This is a genomic window from Aeromicrobium sp., assembly GCF_049587115.1.
GTDB lineage: Bacteria > Actinomycetota > Actinomycetes > Propionibacteriales > Nocardioidaceae > Aeromicrobium.
This window is the reverse complement of the sequence record NZ_JBAVDI010000114.1, coordinates 26,880-39,539: the sequence shown is the minus strand read 5'-3', so window position 1 is coordinate 39,539 and position 12,660 is coordinate 26,880. Positions and strand designations below refer to the sequence as shown.

Sequence of the window (12,660 nt, the reverse complement as noted above, 5' to 3'; positions counted from 1 at the left end):
AGGGCGAAACGGTGCCCGGCTTGAAGTAGGTGACGTTTCCGCCCGTGATCGGGAAGACGAGCGATCCGTCGGTGAGCTTCGCGGTGCCGACGACGCCGGGCGTGAGCTTCAGCGAGGTCAGGGCGTCAGTGAAGCCCTTGTCGAGCGCCACGGCGGTGTCCTCGCCGGTCAGGGCGTTGATCGAGGCCAGCGGCTTGGGCGCAGCGGCGGACGAGGAGGACGAGCTCGAAGAGCCGGCCGAGTCCGAGGAGCTGCAGGCCGCCAACGGGAACGCGGCGACGGCGGCCAGCGCGATGCCGGCGAAGAACTTGCGGTTGCGATTGGTGCTCATGGTGGTCTCTCAATCATCTGTGGGTGGCTTGTACCAGTGCTTCGCCACCATGACGCTGAGGGATTGGTGACAATACGAACGTATTGCACAACTCTGGAAATTTCGCGCTGGGCGACTCGTGAGTAACCTCTGATCGCTCCTACTGTGAGTCCATGAGCACCCTGGGAGTGGCGTTCTCGACGGAGAGCACGTCGGCAGCCGCACGAACGATCTTGTCCGGAGCCATGCGCAAGGCCGACCCCGTGGGAGCGCGGGCGGTCGAGGGCCAGACCAGCTGGCGGCGCAACTACCTCAGCCACTTCCGACGCGCCGTCGAGGCGGGCATCGGGGAGCCGCCGGCGGCGCAGTCGATCGCCGCGGACGGACTGGCCGCGGCCCGGGCGACGATGCGATATGGCGACGTCGTGCTCGACGAGGCGATCAGTGGCACCCCGTTGGCCCAGGTCTTCCACACCCGCACGATCCAGGGAACAGCGGCGGCCCAGACCGAGCTCACGGTGCCGTACCGCGGCGATCGTCTGGCTGGCTCCGCACTGACTGACCAGATCGACACGTGGGCCGCCAACGGCATCATCACGCTGTCCTGCGCTGACGCCCTGAAGGCCGTCCAAGCCAATCCTTCGTGGCTGCGTCTGGAGGGCGACACGATCGTCGTCCTCGGTGCCGGAGCCGAGATGGCGCCGTACCGCGCTCTGCTCCGATGGGGCGCCGAGGTCGTCGCGATAGATCTGCCGGGTCCGGACCTGCAGGCACGGGTGCGCGCGCACGCCGCAGAGTCAGCCGGCCGGGTGCACCTCCCGGCCCGGATCGTCACCAACGGGGACGACGCCGGGGCCGATCTGGTCACCGAGCTGTCCGCAGTCGCGCACTGGCTTGACGGCATCGACGGCCGACTCGTCCTGGGCAACTACTGCTACGCAGACGGATCGATGCACGTCCGAGTCTCGATGGCAGCCGACGCGCTGGCGACGCACCTGACCGAGCAGCGGCCCGACACAGCTCTGGCATTTTTGGCGACACCGACCGACGCATTCGCGGTGCCGGCCCGGGAGGTGGCGATGTCCAACCAGGCATACGCCGACGCCTCGCGCCTCGTTCGCGCGCCGCTGCGAGCGGTCAGCGGCGGACGACTGCTGCAACGCAACTACCCGCCCGGCGCCGATCCGGGACTCTGTGACGCACTGGTGCCGCAGCAGGGCCCCAACTACGCACTGGCCAAGCGTCTGCAGCGGTGGCGAGCAACCACGGCCCGGCAGGCCGGCACGATGGTCTCGCTCAACGTCGCACCCGCGACCCGGACGCGTTCGGTTCTCAAGAACAGGGCGCTCGCCGCGGCCTACGCCGGCGCGCACCGTTTCGGTGTCGAGGTCTTCGAGCCCGCCACGAGCAGCACCCTGATGGCGGCGCTGCTGGTCTACGATCTGCGCGCAGGTGCGGCGCCCCAGGTCGAGCCGTGGCAGGACGAGGCGGTCAACGCAGCCCACGGCGGACTGTGGACCGCCGCGTACGACCCGCGCAGCGCTTTGGGGCTGGCGGCAATGCTCGGAGTCGGCGCTCTTCGCGGCTGAGGCCAGTCAAGCGAGATCAGTCGACGAAGGCAACGGCGTTCGAGACTGCGGCCCGGTGCGACCTGAACTGGGCTGTCGGATGCTCAGGATCTGGATGACCGAACGCGATGCCACAGACGACCAGACGGTCGTCGGACAAGTCCAGCTGCGCCCGAATTGCCGGCGCAACCTGGCCCATCGCGGCCTGCGCGCACGTGCCGATTCCCAGCGCCTCGGCCGCGAGCATGAACGAGTTCACGTAGAGGCCGCAGTCGATCGCTCCGTAGACACCCAGATCGGCGTCCGTCGTGATGATCGCTACGTGCGGGGCGCCGAAGAACTCAAAATTGCGGAGCATCTGCATCGCTGACGCCTCGCGGTCGCCGCGTACGACGCCAACCGCGTCGTACAGCTGCCAGCCGACCTCCTTGCGGCGCTCGTCGTAGACACCGGTGTACGCGGCCGGGAAGGCGAAGTCCGACGGAGCGGGCTGTCCGAACGTCGCGATGACGTTCTCGACCGCAGCCGTGGAGAGCGCCTTTTTCGCCTCGCCCGAGACGATGTGGACCTGCCACGGCTGGGTGTTGCACCATGACGCGGTGTGCTGCGCTGCAGCCAAGACCCGCTCGACGACGTCGCGGGGCACCGGCTCGGGCAGGAATCCCCTGCAGCTACGCCGTGCGGTCAGCACCCGGTCGAGCACCTCGAAGTCACTCATCACGCTCTCCTTCATCGTCCGGTGAACTCCGGCCTGCGCTTCTGGACGAATGCCATGCCGCCCTCGAATGCATCCGAGGTGGAGAACAGCTCGAGCTGCCCGTCGCGCTCACGATCCAACGCCTCATCGAGGTGCGTAAGGGTCGTCGCGGCAATCGCGGCCTTGGTTCGACCAAGCGCGACGGTGGGGCCGTTGGCCAGCTTCTTCACGAGCCGCGCGAGCTCCGCTTCGTAGTCCTCGTCGTCGAGGGACTGGTGAATCAGCCCGATCTCTGCGGCCACACCGGCCGAAAGGCGCTCGCCCAGCATCGCCATCTGGTTGGCGCGAGCCCTGCCTACCGAAGCCGCGACGAGCTCCGTCGCCCCTCCATCGGGCATCAGTCCGATGTTGACGAAAGCCAGCAGGAAGTACGCGGAGCTTCTGGCCAGGGTGATGTCCGCGGCGATCGCGATCGAGCAGCCGACGCCGGCCGCGATGCCGTTGACCGCGCTCAGCACCGGGACGGGAGTTCTGGTGATCGCCCGGACCAGCCGGTTGGCACCGTCCAGGGTCGCGGTCCCATCGAATTGCGGGCCGAGGGCCGCGCCGGAGCTGAATGCCCGGCCGGTACCGGTCAGCACGATGAGCCGCACGTCCGGACCGACCCCCTCGATCGCCGCGGCAGCGCCGTCGAGCATCTCGGCGGTCAGCGCGTTGAGCCGGTCGGGCTCGTTCCAGGTGATGGTCAGGACACCGTCGCTGGTGCCGATGAGCACGGAATCACTCACGGTTCCTCCATTGGCCGAGCAGGGTCTGCAGCACCGCAATGAGCGCGATGGGCTGGTCCAGCATGATGTGGTGGCCAGCGTCTCGGATCACCGTGACCGGGACGTCGCGACCCAGCCGCTGCGCGACCACATCGGTGATGTCGGTGGTGGCCATGCCGCGCTCTCCGCGGATCAGTGCGATGTCGCAGAGGGACTCGGCGAGCTCCTCAGGCTCCATCCGAGATCTCAGGAAGATCCGCGGATCGAACTTCCACGTCCACTTGTCCCCGGTCTGCCGAATCGAGCCGGCGGCCAGATGCTCGCGCACGTAGGTCAGCGATGCGTCGTCGGCCGGCAGCGTCCGGAAGCGGCTCAATATCGTTGCCCGGTCCGGGTAGGTCTTGTTGCCCGGCACGTCGCTGGCTGTCGCGAGCCAGGCTCGGGCCTCTGGCGACATCTCGCGAACCGGGGAGTCGATCGCTGCGGCGCCGCGGATCGCGGTGCCGTGCTGCTGGGCCGCGGTGAGCACCACGAAGCCACCCATGCTGTGGCCGAGCAGGACCGGAGGATCGGGTGACTCGGCGGCGGCAACTGCCATGATCTCGTCGGCCCACGTCGTCAGGGCGTAGGTGCCGCGGTGGCTGCTGTCGCCGTGTCCGGACAGATCGACGGCCAGGACGCGGTGGTCTGCCGTCAAATGCGGTGCGACGTGATCCCACCAGCCCGCGTGCGCTGCGCCCCCATGAACCAGGACTGCGACCGGCAGACCCGGCTTTCCCCAGGCTCGGTAGGTGATGCGAGCACCGTCGACCTCGACCTCGCGCGATTCATGCGACTGCGCAAGGGCTTCAGCGAACCACGCCGGTACCTCTGGATCCATGCCGACCCTCCTCACTTACCGTCAGTATTGACTGTAAGTGACGGTCGCAGCAACACAGGTGGCCTACCGGGCTCCCCTTTACTGTTTCGGCTCACCGCGAGAAGCCCTAAGGTGTGCCCATGTCACTCGCAGGCAAGACCATCATCATGTCCGGCGGCTCCCGCGGCATCGGCGAAGCGATCGCGGTTCGTGCCGCCAAGGACGGCGCCAACATCGCGCTGCTGGCCAAGACCACTGAGCCGCATCCCAAGCTGCCCGGCACGATCTACACCGCTGCATCGGCCATCGAGGCGGCCGGCGGCAGGGCACTCCCGCTGGTCGGCGATGTTCGCGACGACGCCTTCGTGCTGGACGCCGTGGCCCGGACTGCCGAGGCATTCGGGGGCATCGACATCGTGGTCAACAACGCGAGTGCGATCGACCTGTCCGGCACGTCGGACATCTCGATGAAGAAGTACGACCTGATGAACGACATCAACGCTCGCGGCTCGTTCCTGCTGTCCAAGTCCTCGATCGAGTGGCTGAAGAAGTCCGACAACGCGCACATCCTGACGCTGTCGCCGCCGATCACCCTAGATCCGAAGTGGTTCGCGACAAGCACGGCCTACACGATCGCGAAGTTCGGGATGAGCCTGGTGACGCTGGGTCTCAGCGAGGAGCTGCGCGAGTTCGGCATTGCCGCCAATTCCCTGTGGCCGCGCACCGCGATCGACACCGCAGCCGTCCGCAACGTCGTCGGCGCGGGGCTGGTGAGCCACTCGCGCACACCGGCGATCATGGCCGATGCCGCGTACGAGATCCTCACTCACCCCAGCCGAGACTTCACCGGCCAGTTCTTGATCGACGACGATGTTCTCGAGGACGCAGGCGTCACGGACTTCTCGATCTATCTGAACGGCGGCACCGAGGAGGACCTCGCGCTTGACTTCTGGGTCGAGCCCAAGGGCCCACACAACCCCGAGCTCCGCCTGCACTAGCCGGTGACCGCACGCCCGCTGTCGGTCGTCCCGGCCGCCGGTGCGATGCGCCTCCGCGACCCGTCACGCTCGAACAGCCACGGGAACCGGACCGCTGCCAACCGGGCCACTCCGTCTGGTCCGTACGACTCATTTTCGCGACGCGGGCGGGAAATACCCACCGATCCCGGCCGGCGAACGTACCGTCAGAACAGAGGCACCGGAAGGACAATCTCGGATGAGCGTCTACCTGTTCGACATGAAGGGCGAGCCCATCGCGTTCAGACGAACGTGGACCGACCCGAACATCTTCGACCTGCACGGCGACTGGATCGGTTGGTTCCCGTGGGGTGACCACGACGCAGTAGACCGCACCGGGCGCTATCTCGGAACGGTCGTCGACGACCGGTTCGTCCGTCGCAATGACTGGTGTGCCCGACCGTGCCGGGACAGTTCGACCCATCCCGACTCCGCAACACCCACTGGTCTCCCCCTGGCACCGCACGCCTTTCCCAACAGGTTCGCGTACGAGGACGTCCACGTGCGCATTCTCACCTGACCCCCAGCGTGCGGACGACCGTCGTGGCATCAACACTGGAGACATGACTCCCCCACGCAGCCTCGTCACCGGAGCAACCGGCTATGTCGGCGGCCGACTCGTGCCGCAGCTGCTCGAAGCTGGCCACGACGTGCGCGTCCTGGTTCGCGACGAGCGAAAGGCGCGGGCCCGGGACTGGGCCGATGACGTCGAGATCGCTGTCGGCGACGCCTCCGATCCCGAGAGCGTGAGCAGCGCCCTGAAGGATGTCGACGTCCTGTACTACCTGCTGCACTCGATCGGCACGGGAGACGACTTCGGCTCGACCGAGCGAAAGATGGCCGAGACCTTCGCCGCCGAGGCCAAGCGAGCCGGGGTGCGCCGCATCGTCTATCTCGGTGGGATGAACCCGCCCAGCGAAGCCCTGTCCGAACACCTGCGCTCGCGCGAGGAGGTCGGCGACGTGCTGCTGACCTCGGGCGTCCCGACCGCGGTTCTCCAGGCCGGGATCGTGCTCGGCTCGGGCTCGGCGTCCTTTGAGATGCTGCGCTACCTGACCGAGCGCCTCCCGGTCATGGTGACGCCCAAGTGGGTGCACACCAAGATCCAGCCCATCGCCATCCGCGACGTCCTGCGCTACCTCGTTGGCTCGGCCACACTGCCTGATGACGTCAACCGCCGCTTCGACATCGGCGGTCCGGACGTGCTGACGTATTTCGAGATGATGCAGCGCTACGCCTCCGTCGCCGGCTTGACCAAGCGCCGGGTGCTGCCCGTCCCGGTGCTGTCACCCGGATTGTCGAGCCACTGGGTCGGGCTGATCACACCCGTACCGGCCAGCCTGGCTCGTCCGCTCGTGGAGTCCCTCAAGAACACCGTGGTGGCCGCCGAGACCGACATCAAGGAGTACGTGCCGGACCCGCCCGACGGTCTGCTCGGCTTCGACCGAGCTGTCGAGCTGGCGCTGACCAGGATCCAGAATCTCGACGTGCCGACCCGCTGGTCGTCGGCCTCGACGGCGGGCGCACCCTCGGTCGGGCTGCCGACCGACCCGGACTGGGCCGGGGGTTCGCTGTACAAGGACGAGCGAACCCGCGAGGTCAACGCCAGCCCCGAGAACCTGTGGACCATCATCGAGGGCATCGGCGGCAAGAATGGCTGGTACTCCTGGGCGCTCGCCTGGTGGGTGCGCGGCATCCTCGACCGGGCCGTGGGCGGCCCCGGACTACGCCGCGGCCGCCGCAGCGCGGTCGATCTTCGAGTCGGCGACGTGCTGGACTTCTGGCGGGTCGAGGAGACAGACGACCGGACGTTCCTGCGTCTGCGCGCGGAGATGAAGCTGCCGGGCTTGGCCTGGCTCGAGCTGCAGGTCGGTTCGACCGACGGCGGGACCACGACATTCCACCACCGCGCCCTGTTCCACCCCAAGGGCTTGTTCGGGCACCTCTACTGGTGGTCGATCTACCCGTTCCACGGCATCATCTTCGGCTCGATGCAGAAGAACATCGCCAAGGCCGCCGAGGCGCTTGAGGACTGAGTCGCACCACCGCGAGCGGATGCGATCGGTCACGCCTTCTGAAAGGATCGTCCGGGAGAGGGAGCGCGGCATGGCAGAGGTGGAGCAGAAGGCCAGACAGGCGCGGCACAACACGCTGCTGCACGCGGCCGCGCGGGTTGGTCTGGTGTCGTACGGCGTCGTGCATCTGGTGATCGGATGGATTGCACTGCGGATCGCGTGGAGTGGTGGCGGTGACGCCAGCAGCACCGGGGCCCTGCGGGAGATCGCGGACAAGCCTTTCGGCGAAGCGCTGCTGTGGGTTGCCGCCGCTGGGCTCGCCGCTCTCGTGGTGTGGCAGGCCCTGACCGCACTGTGGGGTCACCAGTCCGAATCCGACGACCGGCGACGCGTCGTCAAACGACTGGCCGCGGCGGGAAGAGCCATTGTCTACGCCGCGCTGGCCGGCTCCGCGATACGCACCGCAGCAGGCTCCAGCGGTTCCGGCGGTGGTGACTCAACCGACGAGGGCATCACGGCTCGACTGCTGGCTGTCCCGTCCGGCCGCATCCTGGTCGCGCTCGTGGGCGCGGCCATCATCGCTGTCGCCGTGAGCCATGTCCGTCGAGGAGTCACCGATGGATTCACCCATGACCTGGTCGCCGGGGCGACCACCGGTCGGTCCGGATCCGGGGTGCTGGCCGTGGGGCGAATCGGCTACGTCGGCAAGGGCGTCGCGATCGCCGTGGTGGGGGCTCTGTTCGGTTGGGCTGCCATCTCCTACGACCCCGACAAGGCCGGTGGGCTGGACGATGCGCTGAAGACCGTGCGTGAGCAGCCGTACGGTCCGGTCCTGTTGACCCTGGTGGCGATCGGTCTGGCCAGCTTCGGCTTGTTCGCGTTCGCCTGGGCGCGATACGCGCGATCCCGCTGACCGCCCCTGCTCGCCCTCAGCGGTGCGCCGTCGCGGTGAAGTAGTGGGTCGCCGAATCCGCGAGCTCGTCGGGCGACACCGTGATGCCTCCCTCGATCCAGGCGGTCACCAGCTCGGCGACACCGCCGATGAACATCGTCGCCGCCATCCGAGCCTCGGGCTCGCTCCACGCCTGCGGTCCGTACAGCTCGCGGGCCTCGCGGGCCGCCAGCTCGGCGAATCGCCGCAGCAGCTCGGACCGGCGAGCCCGCAGGCCGTCGAGCGCGACGGCCTCCACGATCGCCACTCGACCCTTCCGGGGGTCGTCGGTCAGGATCTGGAAGAACTCACCGATGCTGGCACGCACTCGTTCGGCCGGCCCACCCTGCGTACAAGAAAGGACAGCCTGGGTACGGTCGGCGATCTCGTCGGCGATGCCGTCGAGCACCGCCAGAAGCGCAGTGTCCAGCCCGTCGAAGCTTTCGTAGAAGTAGCGCTCAGTCAGGCCTGCTTCAGCGCAGATCCGGGTCATCGTGACCGTGGGGCCGCCGTCCCGCCCCCACACCTCCAGCGCGGCCTCGAGAAGCCGGGATCGTCGCTCGTCCCGGCGCTGCTCGGCGCTCACGCCGCGATATGTCCCTGCCCTGACCGCCATGAGAAGATGTTGACAGAACGTCCTGTCTGAATCAAGATGTCCGCATGACGGTCGCCGCGGACGCGCCACCCCGCCGCCGGGGTCTGCCGTATGTCGGCCGGACACTGGCATACATCCGCGACCCGCTCGCCATGATGCGTGACCAGCACGACCGGTTCGGCCAGGTTTCGGAGATCGACTTCATCGGCAAGCGCTGGACCGTTCTTCTCGGGCCGGACGCGTGCGACGTGGCCCTGCGGAACGGCGACAAGGCCTTCGCCAGCGGTGAGGGCTGGGGCTATCTCGTCGGCCCGTTCTTCGACCGCGGCCTGATGCTGCTGGACTTCGACGAGCACCACCGACACCGTCGGATCATGCAGTCGGCCTTCACCCGCGAGCACCTGGAGCGATACACCACGGCACTTCAACCCGCGGTCGCCGAGGGACTCGACACCTGGCAGCCGAACGATCGCTTCCTTGCCTATCCGGCCCTCAAGGAGCTGACCCTCGACCTCGCAACCACTGTGTTCATGGGTGGCGCCGATCTCACCACGCCTGACGAGCTGCACCGGGTCAACCGCGCCTTCATCGACTGCGTCCAGTCGGCCACCGCGTTGGTGCGGGTCAACCTCCCCGGCACTCGTTGGGGACGGGCATTGCGCAGCCGGGCCACCCTCGAGGAGTTCTTCTCCCGCCACCTTCCCGCCAAGCGGGCCAATCCCGGGACCGACCTGTTCTCAGTGCTCTGCCAGGTCACGACCGAGGACGGTGAACGATTCTCCGACGAGGACATCGTCAACCACATGATCTTCCTGCTGATGGCAGCGCACGACACCTCGACCATCACGGTGTCGACGATGATGCAGCACCTCGGGCAGAACCCCGAGTGGCAGCAGCGCTGCCGGGACGAGGCCATGTCGCTGCCCGAGCACCCGTCGATGGCCGATCTGGACGGGCTGACCGCCATCGATCTGGTCCTGAAGGAGAGCCTGCGACTCGTGCCGCCTGTGCCGGTGCTGGCCCGCAAGACCGTCAAGGACACCGAGGTGCTGGGGCACCACATCCCGGCTGATCGCCTCGTCGCGGTGATGGTCCACCTCTCCCACCACATGGAGGAGCTCTGGCCCGAACCCGAGCGCTTCGATCCCGAGCGATTCGCCGAGCACCGGCGCGAGGACAAGGTGCATCGACACGCCTGGGAGCCCTTCGGTGGCGGAGTGCACAAGTGCCTCGGCATGTTCTTCGCCGGTGCCGAGGTCAAGACCGTCATGGTCCACCTGCTTCGGCGTTTCACGTGGACCGTCGACCCCGACTACCGGCCGCCCATGAACTATCACTCTCTGCCATTCCCCAAGGACGGTCAGCCCATCAGCCTCAGTGCGCTCTGAGGCGCGCCCAGCGGTCGGCTACAGGGAGCGCAGGTCCAACGACTCGGCCACATCGGTGACCGCGACGAAGATCGCATCGAGCAGGTCGCGGACGGAGTGCGCGCCCAGCAGCCCAATCTGGTCGAGGGGACCGAGCGGCGCGATGCCGGCGAGCTGCCAGACGTGGGTGATCGGCTCGTCTTCGAGCTCGACCGTCGACGGCCACACCTGATCGTCCAGCAGACGCGCCCTCTGCAGGGTGCGGCGCACGAGCAGCTCGGTCTGCTCACTGCGCTGCTCGCACGACTCGTCCCACTCCAGATCCGGCAGGAATCGCACCATTGCGCGGGGGAATGGGGTCTCCGCGAGCCACTGCACGATTTCGAATCGTCGGTGCCCCGACCCCAGGACGCTGACCATGCCCTCCCCGCTGGTGACCTCGGCGATCCTTGCGACGGTGCCGATCCCAAACCGCTGCTCGCCCCCACCAACCTCCTGACCCCGTTCGATCAACACGACGCCGAACTCCGGCGTCTCGCCAGCCAGGATCGCGTCCAGCATCGTGAGGTAGCGCGCCTCAAAGACCCGAAGCGGCAGGGGCATCGCGGGGAACAGCACCGATCCCAGCGGAAACATCGGCAGCTCGACAGGCTCGTCCATGCTTCAGCCAATCACGCGCGTCACCGCTCGGCGCGCCGAGATCAGTCCTGTGAGCGGCCCTTGAAGGCGCGCAGCGCCAACGGCGCGAAGAGCGCGGTCAGGATGAACGGCCAGAGGATCGAGACCGCAACCGCGTGCTGCAGCGGCCACGCCGCGCTCTCGGCAGCCGGTGGCGCATTGCCCCACAGCTCTCGCGTCGCCTGGGTCAGCGCCGAGACGGGATTCCACTCGGCGACAATCCGCAGCGCTGTCGGCATCTTGCCGGTTGGAGCGAAGGTGTTGGCCACGAAGGTCAGCGGAAACATCACGGTGAACATGAAGCCCTGCACGGCCTCCACGGTGCGCATCAGCGAGCCGATCCAGATCCCGAGCCAGATCATCGAGAAGCCGAACAACAGGAGCAGCAGATATGCCAGCACCCCGTCCAGCAAGCCGTCACGAATGCGCCAACCGATCAGCAGGCCGGTCAACGACATCACCGTGATGCCGATGCTCGAATGGATCAGGCTCGAGATGCTGCGGCCGACCAGGACCGACGACCGCGAGATCGGCAACGACTTGAAGCGGTCGACAATGCCTTTGGACAGATCGTTCGAGATGCCCATCGCGGTGATCGCGGACGAGAACACGATCGTCTGGACGATGATGCCCGGCAGCAGGAACTCGCGATAGTTGCCGCCCCCCGGCACCGAGATCGCCCCACCGAACACGAAGGCGAACAGCAGAACGAACATGACCGGCTGGATCGTCACGTCCAGCAACATCTCCGGCATGCGCTTGATGTGAAGCAGATTGCGCCAGACCACCGTCGCGGAGGACCTGATCAGGCTCGGCGGATGGACGGTGGGGCGCTCGACCGATGCCATCGGCATGTTCGAGGCACTCATGCGGGAACCTCGTCCATCTCATCGGACTCGTCGATCTCTTCGGCCCGGTGGCCGGTCAGGTGCAGGAAGACGTCATCGAGGCTGGGTCGCTTGAGGCCCAGGTCATCGACCGCCAAGCCGCTGGCGTCGAAGGCGTTACCGATCCGCGACATGTCGGCGAGGCCGTTGGCCTTGGCGATGAGACGACGTGCGCCGGCATCGACATGGACCTCCGGCGAGTGCTGGCGCATCAGCGCCTCGGCCGCGGCCAGATCGGCAGCGTTGGTCAGGGTCAGGACGACCGCAGCCTCACCTGCCTGGTCCTTGAGCTGCGTGGGCGTGCCCGCGGCGATGACCCGGCCCTTGTCGATCACGATGATCTCGTCGGCCAGCTGATCGGCTTCTTCGAGATACTGCGTCGTCAGCACCAGCGTCGTGCCGTCCCGCACCAGCTCACGGAGGACCCCCCACAGCTCGGTGCGGCTGCGCGGGTCGAGGCCGGTCGTCGGCTCGTCGAGAAACAGCACCGGCGGCGCGGCGATCAGACTGACCGCGAGGTCGAGCCGGCGCCGCATGCCACCGGAGTAGGTCTTTGCCGGCCGGTCACCGGCCTCGATCAGCGAGAAGCGCTCGAGCAGCTCGTCGGTCGTCTCGGCGACGTACCGCCGGGATAGTCCGTAGAGACGACCGATCAGCCGGAGGTTTTCGCGGCCGGTGAGGTGCTCGTCGACCGTGGCGGCCTGACCGGTCAGGCCCATGCTGCGACGGACCGCTTCCGGCTCGGCGATGATGTCGTGCCCTGCCACCCGTCCGGTGCCACTGGTCGGGACACTCAGCGTCGTGAGCATCCGGACCGTGGTCGTCTTGCCCGCGCCGTTGGGGCCGAGGATGCCCAGCACCGAGCCCTGCGGCACGGCAAAGCTGACCCCGTCGACCGCCTTGTTGTCACCAAACTGCTTGACCAGATCGATCGCTTCGACGGCGAGTGGGCGGTTCATGTTGTGGCCTT

Annotated in this window: 13 protein-coding genes and 1 pseudogene; 6 read left to right on the top strand and 8 right to left on the bottom strand. The window is 67.4% G+C overall.

Annotation, left to right across the window (positions count from 1 at the left end):
* Positions 1–331 (bottom strand): annotated as a pseudogene (locus tag WB461_RS10610) (hypothetical protein); the annotation flags it as partial.
* Positions 332–483: 152 nt separating this feature from the next.
* Here WB461_RS10610 and WB461_RS10605 point away from each other — a divergent pair.
* A complete protein-coding gene (locus WB461_RS10605; protein ID WP_423852699.1) occupies positions 484–1,899 on the top strand; it encodes a hypothetical protein in 1,416 nt (471 codons plus the stop codon).
* A gap of 16 nt (positions 1,900–1,915) precedes the next feature.
* Here WB461_RS10605 and WB461_RS10600 read toward each other — a convergent pair whose 3' ends face one another.
* The 3 genes from WB461_RS10600 to WB461_RS10590 are packed head-to-tail and all read right to left on the bottom strand — an operon-like array spanning position 1,916 to position 4,222.
* Positions 1,916–2,596: a nitroreductase gene (locus WB461_RS10600; protein WP_423852698.1), complete on the bottom strand. Its 681-nt coding sequence runs from the start codon at positions 2,594–2,596 to the stop codon at positions 1,916–1,918.
* 11 nt (positions 2,597–2,607) lie between these two features.
* Positions 2,608–3,363, bottom strand: a complete 756-nt coding sequence (locus WB461_RS10595; RefSeq protein ID WP_423852697.1) for an enoyl-CoA hydratase — start codon at positions 3,361–3,363, stop codon at positions 2,608–2,610.
* Positions 3,356–4,222 carry an alpha/beta fold hydrolase gene (locus WB461_RS10590; protein ID WP_423852696.1) on the bottom strand — a complete coding sequence of 289 codons (867 nt, stop codon included), beginning with the start codon at positions 4,220–4,222 and terminating at the stop codon, positions 3,356–3,358. The genes WB461_RS10595 and WB461_RS10590 overlap by 8 nt, the downstream gene beginning before the upstream one ends.
* A 119-nt stretch (positions 4,223–4,341) precedes the next feature.
* On the opposite strand from WB461_RS10590, the gene WB461_RS10585 reads away from it, so the two are divergent.
* The 4 genes from WB461_RS10585 to WB461_RS10570 all read left to right on the top strand — a co-directional run bounded on the left by WB461_RS10585 (position 4,342) and on the right by WB461_RS10570 (position 8,145).
* The gene (locus WB461_RS10585) at positions 4,342–5,199 is read left to right on the top strand and encodes an SDR family oxidoreductase (RefSeq protein WP_423852695.1); all 858 of its coding nucleotides are present in this window, start codon (positions 4,342–4,344) and stop codon (positions 5,197–5,199) included.
* Positions 5,200–5,416: 217 nt separating this feature from the next.
* Positions 5,417–5,737: a hypothetical protein gene (locus tag WB461_RS10580; RefSeq protein WP_423852694.1), complete on the top strand. Its 321-nt coding sequence runs from the start codon at positions 5,417–5,419 to the stop codon at positions 5,735–5,737.
* 43 nt (positions 5,738–5,780) lie between these two features.
* On the top strand, positions 5,781–7,253 hold the full coding sequence (locus tag WB461_RS10575; RefSeq protein ID WP_423852693.1) for an SDR family oxidoreductase: 1,473 nt from the start codon (positions 5,781–5,783) through the stop codon (positions 7,251–7,253).
* A 70-nt stretch (positions 7,254–7,323) separates the two neighbouring features.
* Entirely contained in the window at positions 7,324–8,145 is an 822-nt protein-coding gene (locus tag WB461_RS10570) for a DUF1206 domain-containing protein (protein ID WP_423852692.1), read from the top strand.
* Between the two features lie 16 nt (positions 8,146–8,161).
* Here the strand turns inward: WB461_RS10570 and WB461_RS10565 are convergent, their stop codons facing one another.
* Complete coding sequence (locus WB461_RS10565) at positions 8,162–8,779, bottom strand: TetR/AcrR family transcriptional regulator (RefSeq protein WP_423852691.1); 618 nt, start codon at positions 8,777–8,779, stop codon at positions 8,162–8,164.
* A gap of 44 nt (positions 8,780–8,823) precedes the next feature.
* Between WB461_RS10565 and WB461_RS10560 the strand changes: the two genes are divergently transcribed.
* Complete coding sequence (locus WB461_RS10560; protein ID WP_423852690.1) at positions 8,824–10,146, top strand: cytochrome P450; 1,323 nt, start codon at positions 8,824–8,826, stop codon at positions 10,144–10,146.
* Positions 10,147–10,164: 18 nt separating this feature from the next.
* Here the strand turns inward: WB461_RS10560 and WB461_RS10555 are convergent, their stop codons facing one another.
* From WB461_RS10555 to WB461_RS10545, 3 genes are read right to left on the bottom strand one after another with little or no spacing between them, the layout of a single operon-like run.
* Complete coding sequence (locus WB461_RS10555) at positions 10,165–10,785, bottom strand: LON peptidase substrate-binding domain-containing protein (RefSeq protein WP_423852689.1); 621 nt, start codon at positions 10,783–10,785, stop codon at positions 10,165–10,167.
* A 41-nt stretch (positions 10,786–10,826) separates the two neighbouring features.
* A complete protein-coding gene (locus tag WB461_RS10550; RefSeq protein ID WP_423852688.1) occupies positions 10,827–11,672 on the bottom strand; it encodes an ABC transporter permease in 846 nt (281 codons plus the stop codon).
* The gene (locus WB461_RS10545; RefSeq protein WP_423852687.1) at positions 11,669–12,649 is read right to left on the bottom strand and encodes an ATP-binding cassette domain-containing protein; all 981 of its coding nucleotides are present in this window, start codon (positions 12,647–12,649) and stop codon (positions 11,669–11,671) included. Before WB461_RS10545 ends, WB461_RS10550 begins: the two co-directional genes overlap by 4 nt.
* Between the last annotated feature and the right edge of the window lie 11 nt (positions 12,650–12,660).

What these genes read in the sequence shown, in the direction of transcription:
- WB461_RS10605 (WP_423852699.1), top strand. Translation starts at nt 484, where the DNA reads ATGAGCACCCTGGGAGTGGCGTTCTCGACGGAGAGCACGTCGGCAGCC.
- WB461_RS10600 (WP_423852698.1), bottom strand. Translation starts at nt 2,596, where the DNA reads ATGAGTGACTTCGAGGTGCTCGACCGGGTGCTGACCGCACGGCGTAGC.
- WB461_RS10590 (WP_423852696.1), bottom strand. Translation starts at nt 4,222, where the DNA reads ATGGATCCAGAGGTACCGGCGTGGTTCGCTGAAGCCCTTGCGCAGTCG.
- WB461_RS10585 (WP_423852695.1), top strand. Translation starts at nt 4,342, where the DNA reads ATGTCACTCGCAGGCAAGACCATCATCATGTCCGGCGGCTCCCGCGGC.
- WB461_RS10580 (WP_423852694.1), top strand. Translation starts at nt 5,417, where the DNA reads ATGAGCGTCTACCTGTTCGACATGAAGGGCGAGCCCATCGCGTTCAGA.
- WB461_RS10575 (WP_423852693.1), top strand. Translation starts at nt 5,781, where the DNA reads ATGACTCCCCCACGCAGCCTCGTCACCGGAGCAACCGGCTATGTCGGC.
- WB461_RS10570 (WP_423852692.1), top strand. Translation starts at nt 7,324, where the DNA reads ATGGCAGAGGTGGAGCAGAAGGCCAGACAGGCGCGGCACAACACGCTG.
- WB461_RS10565 (WP_423852691.1), bottom strand. Translation starts at nt 8,779, where the DNA reads ATGGCGGTCAGGGCAGGGACATATCGCGGCGTGAGCGCCGAGCAGCGC.
- WB461_RS10560 (WP_423852690.1), top strand. Translation starts at nt 8,824, where the DNA reads ATGACGGTCGCCGCGGACGCGCCACCCCGCCGCCGGGGTCTGCCGTAT.
- WB461_RS10555 (WP_423852689.1), bottom strand. Translation starts at nt 10,785, where the DNA reads ATGGACGAGCCTGTCGAGCTGCCGATGTTTCCGCTGGGATCGGTGCTG.
- WB461_RS10550 (WP_423852688.1), bottom strand. Translation starts at nt 11,672, where the DNA reads ATGAGTGCCTCGAACATGCCGATGGCATCGGTCGAGCGCCCCACCGTC.
- WB461_RS10545 (WP_423852687.1), bottom strand. Translation starts at nt 12,649, where the DNA reads ATGAACCGCCCACTCGCCGTCGAAGCGATCGATCTGGTCAAGCAGTTT.